Genomic DNA, 17,896 nt, shown 5'->3' with positions numbered 1-17,896 from the left:
AGTGGCTCTCAGGCCGTGGCCTTCGGCGAGATGATGGTCGCGCCAATGCGCTGCAGCGCGATGACGAAGGCGTCGGCGAGCGTGGACTTGGTCGTGACGTTGGTGAGATCGACGCCCAGGTGCACGATGGTCTGCGCGATCTGCGGGCGGATGCCGCTGATGATGCAGTCCGCGCCCATCAGGCGCGCGGCGGCCACGGTCTTGAGCAGATGCTGCGCGACGAGCGTGTCGACGGTGGGCACGCCCGTGATGTCGATGATCGCGAGGCCCGCGCCCGTGTCGACGATCTTCTGCAGCAGGCTCTCCATGACGACCTGAGTGCGGGCGGAGTCGAGCGTGCCGATGAGCGGCAGCGCAAGGATGCCTTCCCAAAGCTGCACGACCGGCGTGGAAAGCTCCAGCAGCTCTTCCTGCTGGCGCGCGATGATCGCTTCGCGGCTCTTCTGGAAAATGTCGGTGGTGTAGATGCCGAAACCGTCGAGCAGCAGGTTGACCTGCCAGCTCACCTGGGCAAGCTCGGCGGCGTTGCTCGCGTACGCCTGCCGCAGCCGCGCGTAGAGCGGTTCCTTGAACGAGAACACGAAGGTGGCCGTCTCGACCGGCGTGTAGCCCTGACGCGCGCGGTGCACCGACATTTCCGACAGGAACGCGCGTACCGGCTCCCACTCCGGGCGGCCCGAATCGAAGGTTTCGGTATTCGGCAGCGTGTCGAGAAAGACATTGAGGAACCCGGAGAACTGCTCGCGAATTTCCCCTTCCATCGCGAGGCCGCGGCGCAGCGCGATCGGCAGATGCAAGCGCAGCCATTCGGCAAGCAGCGTGTCGCGATGCTGGCCGAGGATGTCCGCAATGCGAACCTGTTCCGGTGTGTTCATGCGATCTCCTGAGCGATGGGGCGCGCCTCGTCATCGAGACGAACCGCTGAACCTTACATCATCGTATCGATTCGATCCCAATCGAACGGTAATTGAACCGATTACGCGGGCAGGCAAGTCGAGCGAACGGGCGGGCGTCCGGCTGCATGCGTTTTTCGTGCCTGCTTGCCCGCGCAACCACTGCTGGGCCGGGTGCGCGCGGGACGCTCCACTTTGCCATGACGCGCTTGTAGTTTTTACAGGGCGGAGATTGCGTGCAGATGCTCGAGCGTTGCTGCGAGCGGGGCTCTCCGCGATGTCATCGCTTGGTATGTGTCTTGCTTCACAGTAGCGCCAATCACAATCCGGTCCGCACCGAGGAGCACCGCAGCCATGGAGCCCGACGCCATTTCCCGCCAGCAATCGTCGTTATCGACGACGTCCGTGCCACTGTCAGGCGCGCTCGCTTCTGGCGAGAGCGCGTCGGAGGAAGGCGCCGACGACAGCGAAGGCGACCCGATGCCGGCCATGCTCTCGCGTCTCTCGTTCTGTGTTGCCTGGCTTTTCGGGCTCGAGGCATTCCTCGCGGAGTCCGATGCGCGGGCGCGCACGCCGCGCGCGTGAAGGCATCAACGCACGAGCGGCACAACGATCCGACCTGTGTGCGCCCGACCCGCTAGACTGAACGCTGGCGTGCGCTCGCGCGATGCATGCAGCTCATCGATTTCGCGCCCGCTCGCCGCTCCCGCCATTGCCCAGAGATATCGATGACCAGGTTATTCCGCATGACCGCGCTGCTTGCGTGGTGTCTGTCGTTCCTGCCCGCTACGGCGGCGTTTGCTCAATCGGTCCCGGTGGACCAGTCGGACCCCCAGGCGCTCATCAAGACCGCCACGCAGCAGATCCTCGACGAAGTCCGCACGAAGGCCATCGCGCCCGACGATATCGCGCGCATCCAGGATATCGTCAACCGCGACATTCTTCCCTACGTCGATTTTCGCCGCACCACGCGCCTCGCCATGGGGCCGCACTGGCGCACCACGACGCCCGGGCAGCAAGCGCAGATCGAGCAGCAGTTCCAGCTGCTGCTGATCCATCTCTACTCGGGCGCCATCGCGCAACTGAAGCCTGACCAGAAGATCGAGTACCCGCCCATGCGCAGCTCGCCGGGCGATACCGACGTCGTCGTGCGCACGCTCGCGCAGACCAGCAGCAATCCGGTTGAAATCGATTACCGGCTGTACAAGACGCCGCAGGGCTGGCGCCTGTACGACCTGAACGTGCTCGGCGCATGGCTGATCCAGACCTATCGCCAGCAGTTCAACGAGAAGATCCAGCAGGGCGGCGTGGACGGGCTCATCCAGTTCCTCACCGCGCGCAACCAGGAGCTCGTCACGGGCAAGACGCAGACGCAGTGACGCGTGGTTTTTGCGTCTGCCTCTCGCGACCTGCGAAAATCTGGACGGCTGCGCCTCACGTGTGGAGGCGCTGTACCATTTCGAGGCGCGCCTCGTGCGTATAGATGGGCCGTGCGCCTGCCCGAGCCGGCGCGGCCCCGATGTTTCTTTTTTTGCCGATCCGATCCGACATGAATTTCCCGCTGCCGCCGCAGGGCCGCCGCAACCGGGTGTTTCCGCCAAGCCCGCCGACGCTGCATAGCCTCGCCTCCGTCATTACCGGCGTGGTCGTGGTGTGCGGCCTGTACTTCGGGCGCGCGGTGCTGATTCCCATTACGCTCTCGGTGCTGCTGAGCTTTCTGCTGGCGCCGCTCGTGACCACGCTGCGGCGCTTTCATGTGCCGCAGTTCCTCGCCATTCTCGTTGCGGTGCTCTCCACCGTGCTCGCGCTTGCCGGCGTGGGCGCGCTGATCGCCGCACAGGTGTACCAGCTTTCCGCCTCCCTGCCGCAGTACCAGGAAGAGATCGAGCAGAAAGTGAAAACGGTGCAGGAAAAAACCGTGGGCCGCGCCGATTCGCTGATGTCGCGGGCCGCCACCGCGCTGCAGCGCGTGACGCCCACGCCGCCGCCCGCGCCGCCGCAGCCGCGCGGGCGTGCGGCGCGCAACCAGCCGCAGCAGCCGATGCCCGTGGAGGTCCATACGCCCGCGCCCACGCCGCTTACGCTCGCGCAAAAGGCGCTCGCCCCGGCTATCGCACCGCTCGAAACGACCTTCATCGTGCTCGTGGTGACGATCTTCATCCTGTTCCAGCGCGAGGACCTGCGCGACCGGCTCATCAGCGTGTTCGGCTCCGACGACCTGCACCGCACCACGACCGCCATCAACGACGCCTCACAGCGGCTCTCGCGCTACTTCGTCGCGCAGGTCGGCGTGAACGTCACGGTGGGCGGGGTGATCGCGCTGGGGCTGGCCGGCATCGGCGTACCGGGCGCGCTGCTGTTCGGCGCGGTGGCGGCGCTCATGCGCTTCGTGCCGTACATCGGTATCTGGATCGCTGCGATCATGGCGACGATCGTCGCCGCGGCCACGCAGCCGCAATGGACCATGGGCGTGACGACGCTGATCTTCTTCATCGTCGTGGACGTGGTGGCGGGGCAGTTCGCCGAGCCGATGCTCTATGGCAAGCGCTCGGGTCTCTCGCCGCTTGCGGTGGTGGTGGCGGCGATCTTCTGGAGCTGGCTGTGGGGGCCCGTGGGGCTCGTGCTTTCCACCCCGCTCACGTTGTGCATCGTCACGCTGGGCCGCTACGTGGACCGACTGAACTTCCTCACGATCCTGCTTGGTGACCAGCCCGCACTCACGCCCGGGCAAATGTGCTACCAGCGCCTGCTCGCCGACGATCCCCACGAGGCACTGCTGCAGGCGGACCGGCTGCTCACCGGCATGCCGCTCATCGACTATTACGAGCAGGTGGCGTTCGAAGGCCTGCGCTTCGCGCGCAACGACGCCTTGCGCGGCGTGCTGCCCGCCGAGCAGGTCGCACGCATCAACCAGGCGCTGCTCGATATCGTCGAGGACCTCGAATCCGTGGACGATTCGCGTCACGCCGCACCCGAGGGGGAGAGCGCCAAGAAGTCCGTTGAAGGCGCGGACGAAGGCGCGAGGGTGATCGAGTTCACGCTCTCGCCGGACGCGGGCGAGGTGCTGTGCGTGCCCGGCCGCGGCGCGTTCGACGACGTGGCGGTGGCGATCGTCGGCCAGTTGCTCATGCGGCGCAATATTCCCTGCACGGCCACCACCTACGACGAAGTGCGCGCCACGCGCGGGGCCATGATCGACGAGCGCTCTCCGGCCATCTGCGTGGTGTCGCTCGATGCGCCCGAGTCGGCGCCGTACCTGCGCAATCTCGTGCGCCGCCTGCGCGAGCGCGCCCCCGACGCGACCATCGTGGTGGGCATCGGCGCGGCGCTGCGCGACGACGGCGCGGGCATTGCCGACGATCCCGGCACGCTCTTCCCGACCACGCTGCGCAACCTCGTGGAGGAATGCGGCGTGGCGCTCGTACCGGCACAGACGCCGCCGACAGAAAAGAGGGCAGCAACGCCGGATATGCAGGGTCAATATAGTGCGGGAGCGAAATTGTGACAGTCATGCCCGTGTCACATTGAGGCTCGAATATATGCGGCCCTGTGCCCCTGGTTGCGGCATGAAAGTTACTGGGAGACAACGTTGCTGAGCCCGAAAGAATTCGCCACGCTGATGCTGGTCCGCCATTCGCCGGACCAGATCGACATGAACCGTCAGGAACTGGACACGCTGCTCGAGCGTCAGCTGGTTGCGCTCGAGCAATGGACGGAAGGCCACCGCCGACTGTCGCTCACGATTGCCGGCCGCTCGCTGCTCGAAGCAGTGGGGCGGCTGGAATACGTGACGGGTTTGCCCGAGGGGTATGGCAACGAGCGCCTCGCCGCCGGCCTTTGATGCTTGTTTGATTCTTACGCAGTGAGCCTGCGTGCGGCCCGGTCTCGAATGGAGCCGGGCCGTGTCTTTATGCGAAACACATTTTCCACGCATGCATTTATTGAGGCATGCCAGGTAATTGTGTGCTTTTGCGCACGCCCGAGGGCGTGATCGTCTTGTGTCCCCCAAAGGACGCTGCTACGCTGAACCGGTTTTCCGGCGGCATCGAGCGAAGGCCGGCACACGCTGTCTTACGGAAGGATTGCGGCAGGCGTTTTCCTGTACGGGTATTTCCCCATCGCCCGGCTTGGTGGCGCTCGTCAAACTGACTCCATCCTCCAGAGTCTTTCCCAACTCACCTACCCCCTAAAGCAAAAGGAGGATCTATGGCAAAGCGTATCGCCTACGTGACCGGCGGCATGGGCGGCATCGGAACGGCCATCTGCCAGCGTCTGCACAAGGATGGCTACACGGTGGTCGCGGGCTGCGGCCCGAACTCGCAGCGCAAAACACGCTGGCTCGACGAGCAGAAGGCGCTTGGCTACGAGTTCGTCGCGTCTGAAGGCAACGTGGCCGACTGGGACTCCACGGCTGTCGCGTTCGAGAAGGTGAAGAAGGACGTCGGCGAAATCGACATCCTGGTCAACAACGCCGGCATCACGCGCGACGTCGTCTTCCGCAAGATGACGCACGAAGACTGGATCGCGGTGATCGACACCAACCTCACGAGCCTCTTCAACGTGACCAAGCAGGTGATCGACGGCATGATCGAGCGGGGCTTTGGGCGGGTGATCAACATTTCGTCGGTGAACGGGCAGAAAGGCCAGTTCGGTCAGACGAATTACTCCACGGCCAAGGCCGGCATTCACGGCTTCACCATGGCGCTGGCGCAGGAAGTGGCGACCAAGGGCGTGACCGTCAACACCGTTTCGCCCGGCTATATCGGCACGGACATGGTGAAGGCGGTGAAGCCCGAAGTGCTCTCGAAGATCATCGACAGCATTCCGGTGCGGCGCCTCGGCGAACCGATGGAGATCGCCTCGATCGTGGCATGGCTCGCGTCCGACGAAGCGGGCTTCTCGACCGGCGCGGACTTCTCGCTCAATGGCGGTCTGCACATGAGCTGAGCTTTGCCGCGGCTTCCTGCGCGGTGCTTGTGAGCACAACGAAGTGATCTGGCGGGAGCGGCGAAATGCCGGCTCCCGCTTTGTATTTTGGGGCGCCGGTTTTGTTCTGGGTCTGGCTGCTTCGCGAGCGCCAGCACTGAGTCCCGCCAGGCTGTCGGCATAGACGTGGCAAACGGGTCGAATCGCCCATAATCCTGGCAATTTGCCACGCGCAGCGAGCAGTCTGACCAGTTCGCGTGGCGCCGCTGCTCGCCTCACGGCATATTCGCGGCTCTCAGGTTTCAGCCAGTAACATCAATATGATCAGCCTCGACGACATCGACCGACAGCTCATCGCGCTGCTGCGCGACAATGCCCGCACTTCGGTCGTCACACTGGCGAAGCAGTTGCGCGTGGCGCGGGCGACCGTCCAGAACCGCATTACGCGGCTCGAGGAAAACGGCGTAATCGTCGGCTATACGCTGCGCCTGAAACTCGGCGGAGAAGCACCGCATTCGAGCGCTCATGCCGATCGCCGTCGAGGGCAACCGTGCGGCGGATGTCGTGAAGGCGCTGCGCGGCTATCCAAACGTGGCGACCATCCATAGCACGAACGGGCGTTGGGACCTGGTGGCGCAATTGCAGGCTGATTCTCTGGAAAGCTTCGACCGGGTACTGGCTTCGATCCTCCTGCTCGACGGCATCGCCAATACCGAAACCAGTATTCTGCTTTCGACGCACAAGGCCTGAACGGCCGCGCCGGGATCAACCTGCGCAAGATGGCAGCGCGGGCTGGCAAAGTGACCAGTTTCCTGCGCCTTTTGCCAGCATTGCCATCTGTCAGTTGGCGATGCTTCATCGAAATAATCTCCTCATTGCGTGCCGCACGAACGCCGTGCACGGCACAGCCAACCCAGGAGACATTTCATGACCCGCTTTCTCGACGTTCCTGCCACCAGCAAACTCATCGCACGGATGGGCGTGCCTCGCTGCCTCAGCGAACTCGTCGATGCGCTCGAACACGACTACCGCCGATGGAGCGAATTCGATAAATCGCCGCGCGTCGCCTGCCATTCCCGGGATGGCGTGATCGAATTGATGCCCGTCGCCGATTCGAAGCTGTGGCCGACCCCAAGAACCTGTTTGCGCTGATCGCCGAACACGTCCCGTCGTTGCCCGCCGCAAGTGTGGCTGAAGTGACGGCGCTGGTGAGTTGACCGCCCCGCATCGCCCGGTAATCGTTGCCCGAATTTCGTTACTCCCTATGAGCCTTCTTTCGATTCAGGCGCCGTGCGCTGTCGTGATGTTCCGGCTGCACCGCTTTCACCCCAATCCGGAAACCGCGGCCGACAACGCGTTCCAGCGCGCGCTGCCAGCATGCGGCGACTTGGCCGCAGAAGCCCTCGCCGAAGCGGCACGCGACGAAGTCACTGAAGCGGCGCAACGGTTGCGCGACGCCGGTGTGCACGTGCACGTCTTCGACGACTTCGGCGAGCGCAGCACGCCGGATTCGGTATACCCGAACAACTGGCTCGCGCCGCGCCGATCCGGTCGCGCTCGAACGCTTCTGCACGCACTTCAATTTCGAGCCGATGTGCTTCGACACGGCGGGCAGCGACGGCACGCCCATCTATCACACCAACGTGATGATGAGTGTCGCGACCGATTTTGTGCTGATCGGCCTCGACGTGATCCGCGAGGCCGCGCCCACACGTTCCATTTGCGACGCATCAGGCGATAGTTCTTCCTAGACTATCGTCATGGCCTCAACCCGCGACCGCAATCCGTCATCACTGCCGCTTTCCCGCTATGGAAAAAAGCGGGACTTCCGGGTCACGCCTGAACCGGCGCCGTCGGCTGCCAGCCCGCCCGTTGAAAATGGACATCTGGGCTTCGTTGTGCAGAAGCACTGGGCGAGCCGACTGCACTACGACTTCCGGCTCGAACTCGACGGGGTGCTTCTGTCCTGGGCCGTACCCAAAGGCCCGTGCTACGACCCGAAGGAAAAGCGGATGGCCATTCACGTGGAGGACCATCCGGTCGACTACGCGGGCTTTGAAGGAACGATTCCGGCAAAACAATACGGCGCCGGCGACGTGATTGCCTGGGACCGTGGCACCTGGGAACCCGTCGGTGATCCGCGGGAGGGAATGACTGCGGGCAAGCTGGTTTTCCGTCTCCACGGCGAAAAGCTTGCCGGGCTCTGGGAGCTGGTTCGCATATCGAAGCCCGGCGACAGGCAAGACCAATGGATGTTGTTCAAGAAGCGCGATGCCTGGGCGCAGCCGCTTGCCGAATACGATGTCATCAAGGCGCTTCCCGACAGCGTTACCGCGAAGCCGCTCGGGCTCATCGAGGAACGCGAGCCACGGCAGACGATCCCTGTACATGGCGCCGCGTCTGAAATAGACCTTTCCGCTGCGGTGGCTGCTCCGTTGCCTGCCAGACTCGAGCCCCAACTCGCGACCCTGGCGCCTTCACTTCCTGCAAGTGGCGACTGGATAACCGAAGCCAAGCTCGACGGCTATCGCATGCTGTCCCGCGTCGCCAAAGGACGAGTGCGACTCATCACACGAGGCGGTCATGACTGGACAGCCAGTTTTCCCGCGCTTGCAGCAGAGGTCGAAGCGCTTGCGCTCAACAGTGCGTGGCTGGATGGCGAAATCACCGTCCTCAAAAATGGCCTTCCCAGTTTCGCTGCGCTGCAAGATGCGATAGACGGCAACGCGAATCAGGACATCGTCTACTTCCTGTTCGACCTGGTGTATCTCAACGGGCAAGACCTCAGGAAGGTGCCGCTGTGGTCGAGGCGCATGCTGCTCGCGCAGCTTCTTGTAAATGCCGGTGAGCACATCCGGTTCAGTCAGGACTTTGAGGTGCCTCCTGCCCAACTGTTCGAGGCCGCCTCTGGCCTGGGCCTGGAAGGCCTCATGCTCAAACGCCGCGACGCGCCTTATGAATCGGGGCGGACCCAGACGTGGCTCAAGGCGAAGTCCCGACTCCGGCAGGAGCTGGTCATTTGCGGCTTCACGGGCCGAGGCGGCAAAGACGGGGAGGTCGGCAGCCTGCTGCTTGGTTATTACGCAGAGGGTAAGCTACACGACGCAGGAAGCGTCGGCACCGGCTGGGACGCCAGGACCGCACGGGACCTGTGGGCGCGGCTGACGCCGCTCGAGGTCGATGCGGCACCATTTGATGTCGACGTCGCCAGGCGCCGCCGCTGGTCCAGGCGCTCGGCCGGCAGCGAACGATGGGTTCGCCCTGCACTCGTCGCAGAGGTCGAATTCGCGGACTGGACTGCCGATGGCGTCATCCGGCAGGCCTCGTTCAGAGGCCTGCGCATCGACAAGCCGCCGACCGGCGTCGTCCGGGAGGGTGGAAAGACGCAGGCGCCGGAGTCGCAACCGAAGCTGAAAATCACGCATCCGGAACGCGTCGTCGACCCATCGACCGGTATGACGAAGGCGGACCTGGTCCGCTACTACGCGAGTATTGCGGAGCGGATGCTGCCTCACCTGAAGGCCCGGCCCATTACGATGGTCCGGGCGCCCGCAGGCATTGCTGAAGAACTGTTCTTTCAGAAGCATGCCGAGAGAACAGGCATGCCCGGATTGACGGCTCACGACCGCAGTCTCTGGCCGAATCATCCGCCCCTGCTGACCGTCGACACGGTCGACGCGCTGCTGTCGGCGGCACAGATGAACACCGTCGAATTTCACACCTGGAATTCGACGGTTCGACGACTCGACAAGCCCGACAGGGTCATCTTCGACCTGGACCCAGGCGAGGGCGTGAAATGGGGGCGCGTTCAGGAAGCGGCGCTCCTGGTTCAGACGTTGTTGTCGGAACTGGGTCTGCAAGCCTGGCTAAAGACGAGCGGCGGAAAGGGCTTGCACATCGTCGTGCCGCTTGCCCCGCGGCTGGACTACGATCCGGTCAAGTCGTTCTCCCAGGCATTCGTGCGGCATCTGGCGAAGACGATTCCCGAGCGCTTTTCGGCGACCTCCGGGGCTTCGAACCGGGTCGGAAAAGTCTATGTCGACTACCTGCGCAACGGCAAGGCGCAGACCACCGCCGCGGCATTGTCCGCGCGGGCGCGGCCCGGAATGGGCGTCTCGATGCCGGTCTCCTGGGCGCAGTTGAATGACCTCAAGAGCGGGGCGCAGTGGACGGTACAAACGGCCCGCGAGTATCTCAGCTTCCAGCAGCAGGACCCGTGGGCAGATTACTGGTCGGGGGCGCAATCGTTGGCATCCGCGATAAAGCTCCTAAAATGAAACCACCGCTGGTCGGCGGCGGCACGCGCTTTGCGTAGGCGACGTGCCGAACGTGCAAATCCGCGAGGAGAAGTCCATGCCCGCCCGCTCAATCGCTTCCCTGACGCTGTCCTTCGGGCTCGTTTCGATACCGGTGAAGCTTTATACCGCCACCGAGAGTTCGTCTGACGTCCGATTTCACATGCTGTCGCCCGACGGCTCGCGCGTGAAGCAGCAATACGTCTCCGAGAAGACGGGCGATGTTGTAGAGCGCTCGAGCATGAACAAGGGCTACGAATTCGAAAAGGACCGCTTCGTGGTCTTCACCACCGACGAGCTAAAGGCGCTGGAAGACGCTGCGAGCCATGTCGTCGAAATCATGGCCTTCATCCCGGGAGAGGCGATTAACCCGGTCTTCTACGACAAGGCCTATTACATTGCCCCTGACAAGCGAGGCGGCAAGCCGTACAGCCTGTTGCAGCAGGCGCTCGCGCAGAGCGGCCGCTGCGCCCTGGCGAAATGGGCGTCAAAAGGACGGACGCGGATCGTGCAGGTGCGCCCGGAAGAAGATGGACTCGTCTTTCAGCAATTGCTGTACGCCGACGAGGTTCGCTCGCTGGCTGACCTGCATGTCGAACGTGTCGACGTATCCGATACTGAGATGAAACTCGCGCTGCAGATTATCGAGCAGGGTGCTGAAGACAATTACGACCCGACTGCGTACGAAGACGAAGAGAAGAAGCGCATCCTTGCAGCCATCGACGAAAAGATCGCTGGCAAGCAGGTCGTCGTTCACGAGGCTCACGAAGAGCTGGCCGGCGGCGGACAGGTTATCGACCTGATGGATGCCTTGCGCGCGAGTTTGAAAGGTGGCGCGAAAGCGAAAGCCGCTCCGGCGCCGAAACGTAGCAAGAGCGCGGAGCCCGTTACCGAGCTTCCTGTCGCGCCCAAGACGCGCAAGCCGCCGGCGCGTGCCGCCAAGGCGCCCGCTGAAGCACCTGCAAAGGTCCGGGCACGCAAGTGACGCCGCAAGTCGACGCGCGCGAGATTTCGATGCGCGAATTGCAGGCCACGCTGGGCGTTTCCCGGAGGGTGGTATCGGGTCTCGTTGCTGCAGGATTCGTGAAGCCGTCACGGGGACCGCGAAACGCATACCGCTTCACGTTCCAGGACGTCGTGCTGCTGCGTACGGCATTGCAGCTACGCGATGCGCGCATTGCGCCGCGCAAGATCATCATGGCGCTCACGCGGCTTAGAGACGAGTTGCCCGATGAGCTGCCGCTTACAGGGATTCGCGTATCGGCAGTCGGCAACGACGTGGCCGTGCGAACCGGCCCTTCGCAATGGGATGCCGCCACCGGTCAGTTCCTGCTGGATTTCGAAGTTGCGCAAATCAAGGGCGATGTCGTTTTTCTCGACTCGGCTCCCGCGCAGAAGAATCTCGCGCATCAGGCGCAGGAGTGGTACGACCTCGGCGAGCAGTTAAGAGCATCCGATGTGAAAGGTGCTGAACGGGCGTACAGGAAGGCCATCGCGCTATCGCCACAACCTTTTTATGCTGCCTACGTTGATTTGGGCGCGCTGCTATGTGAACTCGAAGCGCGTTGCGAGGATGCGCTTCAACTGTCGGACGAAGCGTTAGCACACTTCCCCGATGATGCCGTGCTGCACTTCAATCGCGCGATTGCGTTCGAGGAGCTGGGCCGCTTCGAAGATGCTGAGCGAAGCTATATGCGCTGCCTCGAACTCGACCCGATGTACGCGGACGCACACCACAACCTGGCAATGCTGCTCGAAAGACGTGGCGACCCGCAGGGCCTGGTTCGTCATTTGAGCGCGTATCGACGGCTGACTACTTGAACCGCACATAAGGCGGCTTCGTGAAGTCGTTCGCCGAGATCTGTCGAAGACTTGAGATCCATGTGCGCAGACCACGGCCAAGCGGCCAACGCTGCAGGGTTCAGGGCCTCTGCGTATCTTTAGCGTGACGCTCGACGGGTGGCGCAGAGCGAATCGCATCACATCGTGGCTCTACGAGCATGACCGGAAATGGCTTATTGAAACGCTCGCTGCGCCGGCAACGGACGGGGCACTTTTCCAGCGCATGTTAACACCGCCGCCGCCGGGTTACTCGCCCGGTGCGGCAAAGCGTGAACCCAAATACCATATAATTCCATCTCGAAAAATCGAATAAATCTGACTTGTCATTTGTCGACAAAGTACTTTGATAAATCCAGACACTTGTGCTCGATTCGATTGACGTTTTTTTGCTGCAACTCCTAAATTCCGGAGCCGATGGCTGCGAAAGCAACGATCTCACCTCGTGCCTTTCAACCGGAATGGGATGTGCGAATGAATGCTGTGACCAAGAGCTTTACCGATGCGCTACGTCATCCGAGCGTACGTCTGAGCCAGCATCTCAGGCTGTGGATCGGCAAGGAGGCACTCGATCTCGATGTGCTCGACTTCAAGGTGCGCGGCGGATTCTGCAAGGACTACGTCGTCGACGTTACGGTCACGTCGCCCCGTCTCGATATCGACGGCAAGGACTATGTCGGGCGGCGCGCGGGCCTGCACGTCGACGAACGCGCCGCGGTGCCCTCGGCGAGCTGGACGACGCCCGTCGACCGTGCAGCGGCCACCTTCAACGGGATAGCGACGCGCTGGAAGCGCGTCCGTACGAGTCGCGACGAGGCAGCGTACAAGGTACGCATCGAGCCGCGCTTTGCCGCGCTCGGCAAGCGCATGGTCCACTCGGATGTGCTCGACGATGTCACGTTCGAGGAGATGGTCCGAAAGAAGCTGGTCGACGGGAAAAACTTCGACGCTTTCGACGTCGAGTTCCAGCTCGAAGGGCCGCAGGAAAAGATGCAGCAGATCGTCATGTACGAGGAGTCCGTCTGGGATTTCATCGCACGTCACGCGAAGCGCGAGGGGATTTTCTGGTTCTACCGGCAGGAGCGCGGCGAGAACGGCCTGCTCGATATCCTCGTGTTCGCCAACAATCCGCGCGCCTATATCCGCTCGGTCAACCTGCCGCTGCTGGCCAGTTCGGGCCTGCACAGCAATTCGCACGAAGCGGCGCAGGAGGTTCATGAGCAGCGTGCCCTGGTGCCCGCGACGATTGAGCTATGGGAGCGCAACTACCGGACGCCGGAGGACCCGCTGCGGGCGACGGCGAACGTCTCCGACGAGGCGGACGACCGCTCGGTGTTCGGGCAGATCAGTCGCAGCGCGGAGTTTCATCTGACGCAGCAGCAGGGCGAGACGCTCGCGCAGACGCGACGCGACGAGCAAGTCGCGCGTCAGGTGACGCTCGCTGGCGCGAGCGACGCGAAGGGCATTGCACCGGGCGTCGTGATCAAGCTGACCAATACGAAGATGCCGAGCGCCGAATACGGCTTCGTGGTGACTTCGTTCAGGATGAAGGGCAGCCGCACCAAGCCCGCCTATACGCGGTTCTAGGCAATGCCGGCGCACCTGACCTATCGCCCTCGTTTCGCTTACGAGCGGGATTGGAGATTTTTGTCCGGTCCTGTGGTTGGCGTTGTCGGAACCCTCGACTCTGCCCCCTACGCGTACGTTGACGAGTACGGGCGTTATCCGGTTTTGCCGAAATTCCTGCAAGGTTCGGCCAATGCCAACAACAAACTGCTGAACCTGCGTCTGGTGCGTCCTTCGTCGTCCTATCAGGGCGGCTTTCACTCGCCTCTGCTTCCAGACACTGAGGTTTTGCTCTTCGGAGCCCACGGCGATATAGATCGTCTCCATATAACCGGAGCCCTTCACGATTTTTCGCACCCTGACGTAGTCCGAAGCACCGATGCGCTATTTAGCTATGCAATCTGGCGCTCGCCGCTCCTCGGGGCCGAGATCGTTTTCAACGACCTGAAGGGCAAGGAAAGCGCGCGTATCGCGACGGTCTACAGCCAGACTGCGATCAATCAGGGCTACCTGCTCAACAGTAAAAAGCTCCCTCGCGGTGAGGGGTACGAAATTACCTCGAAGTCGTGGGGCACCATGCGCGCGGCGAAGGGGCTGTTCTTCTCGGCGGACGCGGCGGCTGGGCCCGATACGCCGCATCTGGCGATGCCTGCCGCCGTCGCGCAACTCAAGGCAGCGCTACAGCGCGTAACGGACCTCGCGGCGGCGGCGACACAGGCTGGTGCCGATCCTGCCGACCGGGCGACGCAGGCGGCGCTCCAGGACGGCCTGAACCAGCTTCGCGACGCGGGCCTGCTCGCAAGCGCCCCCGGCGGCATGGCGTTCGTGACACCGATGTCGGTACAGCACTCGGCGGGCGAGAACCTGATTGCGACTGCCCGGGACATGGACGTCAGCATCGCGAAACGTCTGCGCATGGCTGCGGGCGAGTTGATCTCGCTATGCGCGCACAAGCTCGGTATCAACCTGGTCGCGGCAAAGGGCAAATTGACGGCCTCGGCGCTAACCGACGGCATGGACCTGTTTGCGCAGAAGCAGCTCCGCATCGCGAGCGAGAGTGCGGACGTCCAGATCTCGGCGAAGTCGAAAATCACGCTCAACAGCGGCGGAGCCTCGCTCGTCATCGAGGGCGGCAACATGACCTTCCTCTGCCCCGGCGCGTTCACCATCAAGGCAGGCTCGTTCACGTTCGTCGGCCCCGACAACGTACCCGCGGTACTGCCCGTGCTGCCGAAAAGCGACTTGAAGCTCAATGAGCGGTATTCCCACACGAACTGACTCGCCATGATTATCAGCCCTCCGTTTCTACCTGAATCCGGCCTTACGTCTAGCGACGGATCGAAGCCGGACCCCATGATGGACGCCGTCGACAAGTTCGAACTCGCGCACGGCATTTACCCGATTGCGTTTGACCGGCGCCGGCATTGCGGCGTCCATCTCGCGCCCGATACGCATGGCCCTGTCTATGCAATCGCCGACGGCGAGGTCGTCGCCTACCGGGTCTGCCAGCATGCGATGGACGAGGGCAACAGCAATGCAGGCTTCGTCCTGCTGAAGCACTCGACAGAAACGGGCGACGGTCGCACGCTGACGTTCTATTCGCTCTACATGCACTTGCTACCGCTCGCCGAGTACCAGTCGTTCGGGCACGACGGAACTCGGCTGCCCGGGTTCCTGCGCAAACCCTCCGGGCCGGATACTAAGGGACAGGTAACGCCTGCGGCGGCTGGTAGTGGTAACAAGGTACGGCGTAAGGACGTTATCGGTTTCGTCGGGCGGTATGAAGGTGCGGTGTATATGCACTTCGAGATCTTCATGATGCCGGGGGATTTCGATACGTACTTCAGCCATACGGCGCTCGGCAAGGCCGCGCCGGACACGCCGACAACTTCGGATTGCTGGGGGCATACCTGGTACACGATTCCCGGCGGACAGCAGTTCTACGCCCTGCCGCCGGGGACCGACGCACACAACAAACTGCATGGCATCAAGTTCGAATCGGGCCGGACCGGTACAAACGCATTGCCGCTCGTCGTCGAGACCTACTTTAGCAAGGGTGGGAAGTACACCAACGTCTGGAGCGTCGCGGGGGACGGCTCGCGTACGCTGCTAACTGCTCAGCCAGTAGCCGAGGCCGAATACGAATACGATCTCCACCAGCGCGCGACGGCTCTCTATAGCAACTGTCCAAGCGACGGGTACGAAATGCTGCGTTTCGGGCGCATCCTCTCGACGCCCGTGACGCTGTCAGGGAGTGATTGCGCGACATGGGTGAAAGTGACCTATGCTGCCGGGCAGCAGGGGTACATCAATATTAACAACGCGGCGATCAAGAAACTATCCGACGCCGATTTCCCTCCATTCATGGGCTGGCAGAAGCTCAGCGATGGTGCTACGCCATTTGGCGGCGACGGGCTATGCGATATCGACGCGCTCAAGAAAATCGTCAGGGATGCGGCGGCCAGCAAACATGAGCAGACGGTAGTTCTTGAAACGACGGAGGTACAGAAGGCGGACGAACTTTCCAGCTACGTGCGGAGCAACGATCAGGTACGCCAGGCGTTGCGCGGGTTTATCTGCAATGCCCCGAGCGAATGGGACAGTACGAACAACGAGACGCGTTACGCGAAGTTGCTCGACGAAGGCGGCTTCTATCACGGCAACGACGACGGCTATAACAAATTCCTCAAGTACCTCAAGGAAATCCAGTTTTGGGACACGACGGGGCTGCCCGCCGGGCAGAAGCTGTGGTTCTTCCATCCGCTCGCGTTTATCCGGCATTTCAGGAGGTGCGTGTGGTTGAGCTTACGTGAGCAGACGCATTTGCTGCCTCGTAATTCGATACCTGATGCCGGCGGCCACATCTCGTGGGCGGAGAGCAAGAAGCGATTTACTGAGGGAAACAATGATGCTAGGGGGGAATCGCCGAGCGGCATGTGGAAGGCACTCAACTATATGTTTCTTAAATATGGATTTGGCAGTGGCCTCCGGAAGGCCCACTTTCTGGGGCAGATTTTCAAGGAGACCGGAGCTCTATGCTCAACGAGAGAAATTGGAAATGCGGAGTACTTCCGGAAGATGTATGAGAGTTACACCGCCAGTGATGCTGCCTATGATTTCGACAATAAGTACAATTGGCTTAAGAATCTTGGCTTCTTGAAAAACCGCGATCGTGCAACGTACATAGCACAGCGCCCTGGGGAGGTTCACAAGAAGGCTGTCGCTGGTGAAAATGTACAGCTAGGTGACGGCCCCCGTTTCTGCGGTCGCGGGTTGATTCACCTCACATGGCGAAAAGGTTACAGCGAATATGGGAAATACCGCGCCAAAGATTTCACGACTGATCCCAATCCTACGCTATTGCAATCTGATGCGGAAACGGCTGCGGATTCCGCTGGCTACTTCTGGGTTAAGACTCGGATTGATGTAAAAGCGGACCACGGTGCAAGCGATACCGATGTCCGGAATTGTTTTGCTTTGGTCGGCGGCGCAGGCGGGTTGCCAGCGCGACAGCAGTTCTTTCGCTACGCCTATTCCATTCTTGGCGATGCGCCAGATATGCAGGTGGGTAGCACATTGGAACTTCAAAAGGAGGGGGGTGATTTGTCCCTCCGTCAAAAAAGCGAAGCATCTGCAGATGATTTTCAGTCCTCTTACTCGGGAATCGGGCATATTTTCATTCGAATTTAGCGGGGGGCTTGGTTATTATGGGTAATCGACGGAATTTCACATTGCGATTTTCGCTGATATTGTTTTTTCTATCCTTTGTGCAATGGGCTCAGGCAATAGACGTTCCTGCTGCAGTTCAGGCGGCGGTGCTTGCTCGCACTGACGGGAGTCACAAATTGCAGCCGCCGATCATTGACGCAGGTCCCGCGATGCAAGGGGTATACATCTACTTTGTCGTAAACACTTCCGATGAGCCGGGCTACACCAAAGACAATAGGCCCTACATGTTGGATGCACATTTACTGTTCGCTGACGGAAACCATCTTTGGCATGATGAGCTATTTGATCGCTACGTGAAAGATGATGGTATTCCGGAAATCGCTAGTGTCTTTTTTGCGAATGCGGATCATGATCGGAAAAGTAAGGAAATTGTCATTCTGGTGAGAGCGCCACTTAATCATTACGACTACGGCGGTGAATATTACGATGGTTACATCTACAAGCTAAGGGGAAGCGCTCAAAAAGGAGCTGTTTTCACGGGGTTGCAGAGTGATGCCAGCGCACCCTTTGAAGATCAATGTGAATGTGGTTTTCGCGATGGACACTCTACACATGCACAGTATAAAGACGCTGAATCGATTCGAAAGGCACTCGCAAAGAGATATCCTGTCGCTCCTAAATCGAAATGAAAAGTTGAGGTATGGCAAA

Annotated in this window: 13 protein-coding genes and 3 pseudogenes; 15 read left to right on the top strand and 1 reads right to left on the bottom strand. The window is 61.5% G+C overall.

What is annotated here, in order from left to right; translation table 11 throughout:
* Window positions 1-8 precede the first annotated feature (8 nt).
* On the bottom strand, window positions 9-875 hold the full coding sequence (locus M3A49_RS15625) for an STAS domain-containing protein (protein ID WP_266229438.1): 867 nt from the start codon (window positions 873-875) through the stop codon (window positions 9-11).
* Between the two features lie 372 nt (window positions 876-1,247).
* Here M3A49_RS15625 and M3A49_RS15620 point away from each other — a divergent pair, with 372 nt between their 5' ends.
* From M3A49_RS15620 to M3A49_RS15550, 15 genes and pseudogenes are all read left to right on the top strand, one after another.
* Window positions 1,248-1,478, top strand: coding sequence for a hypothetical protein (locus M3A49_RS15620; RefSeq protein ID WP_266229437.1), 231 nt, complete (start codon window positions 1,248-1,250; stop codon window positions 1,476-1,478).
* Between the two features lie 143 nt (window positions 1,479-1,621).
* A complete protein-coding gene (locus tag M3A49_RS15615) occupies window positions 1,622-2,272 on the top strand; it encodes an MlaC/ttg2D family ABC transporter substrate-binding protein (protein WP_254356614.1) in 651 nt (216 codons plus the stop codon).
* A 170-nt stretch (window positions 2,273-2,442) separates the two neighbouring features.
* Window positions 2,443-4,398: an AI-2E family transporter gene (locus tag M3A49_RS15610; RefSeq protein WP_266229434.1), complete on the top strand. Its 1,956-nt coding sequence runs from the start codon at window positions 2,443-2,445 to the stop codon at window positions 4,396-4,398.
* Between the two features lie 84 nt (window positions 4,399-4,482).
* A complete protein-coding gene (locus M3A49_RS15605) occupies window positions 4,483-4,734 on the top strand; it encodes a hypothetical protein (protein ID WP_266229433.1) in 252 nt (83 codons plus the stop codon).
* A gap of 365 nt (window positions 4,735-5,099) precedes the next feature.
* Window positions 5,100-5,840, top strand: coding sequence for a 3-ketoacyl-ACP reductase (locus M3A49_RS15600; RefSeq protein ID WP_266229432.1), 741 nt, complete (start codon window positions 5,100-5,102; stop codon window positions 5,838-5,840).
* Between the two features lie 299 nt (window positions 5,841-6,139).
* Window positions 6,140-6,569 (top strand): annotated as a pseudogene (locus M3A49_RS15595) (Lrp/AsnC family transcriptional regulator).
* 177 nt (window positions 6,570-6,746) lie between these two features.
* A pseudogene (locus M3A49_RS15590) lies at window positions 6,747-6,944 on the top strand (ornithine cyclodeaminase); the annotation flags it as partial.
* A 139-nt stretch (window positions 6,945-7,083) separates the two neighbouring features.
* Window positions 7,084-7,519 (top strand): annotated as a pseudogene (locus tag M3A49_RS15585) (arginine deiminase-related protein); the annotation flags it as partial.
* Window positions 7,520-7,579: 60 nt separating this feature from the next.
* Window positions 7,580-10,096: a DNA ligase D gene (gene ligD, locus M3A49_RS15580; RefSeq protein ID WP_266229430.1), complete on the top strand. Its 2,517-nt coding sequence runs from the start codon at window positions 7,580-7,582 to the stop codon at window positions 10,094-10,096.
* Window positions 10,097-10,172: 76 nt separating this feature from the next.
* Window positions 10,173-11,099 (top strand): Ku protein, encoded by a 927-nt coding sequence (locus M3A49_RS15575; protein ID WP_266229428.1) that lies wholly within the window; start codon window positions 10,173-10,175, stop codon window positions 11,097-11,099.
* A 29-nt stretch (window positions 11,100-11,128) separates the two neighbouring features.
* The gene (locus M3A49_RS15570) at window positions 11,129-11,935 is read left to right on the top strand and encodes a tetratricopeptide repeat protein (RefSeq protein ID WP_266229546.1); all 807 of its coding nucleotides are present in this window, start codon (window positions 11,129-11,131) and stop codon (window positions 11,933-11,935) included.
* Window positions 11,936-12,427: 492 nt separating this feature from the next.
* Window positions 12,428-13,540 carry a phage late control D family protein gene (locus tag M3A49_RS15565; RefSeq protein WP_266229426.1) on the top strand — a complete coding sequence of 371 codons (1,113 nt, stop codon included), beginning with the start codon at window positions 12,428-12,430 and terminating at the stop codon, window positions 13,538-13,540.
* A gap of 3 nt (window positions 13,541-13,543) precedes the next feature.
* The gene (locus M3A49_RS15560) at window positions 13,544-14,797 is read left to right on the top strand and encodes a type VI secretion system Vgr family protein (RefSeq protein WP_266229425.1); all 1,254 of its coding nucleotides are present in this window, start codon (window positions 13,544-13,546) and stop codon (window positions 14,795-14,797) included.
* A 75-nt stretch (window positions 14,798-14,872) separates the two neighbouring features.
* A complete protein-coding gene (locus M3A49_RS15555) occupies window positions 14,873-17,209 on the top strand; it encodes a hypothetical protein (protein WP_266229424.1) in 2,337 nt (778 codons plus the stop codon).
* A gap of 41 nt (window positions 17,210-17,250) precedes the next feature.
* Entirely contained in the window at window positions 17,251-17,877 is a 627-nt protein-coding gene (locus M3A49_RS15550) for a hypothetical protein (RefSeq protein ID WP_266229423.1), read from the top strand.
* The last annotated feature ends 19 nt before the right edge of the window (window positions 17,878-17,896 follow it).

The sequence above is a fragment of the Paraburkholderia sp. CNPSo 3076 genome, assembly GCF_026343935.1.
GTDB classification, from domain to species: domain Bacteria; phylum Pseudomonadota; class Gammaproteobacteria; order Burkholderiales; family Burkholderiaceae; genus Paraburkholderia; species Paraburkholderia nodosa.
Note: the sequence above shows the minus strand (reverse complement) of the source record. Positions and strands in the feature narration are given on the sequence as shown.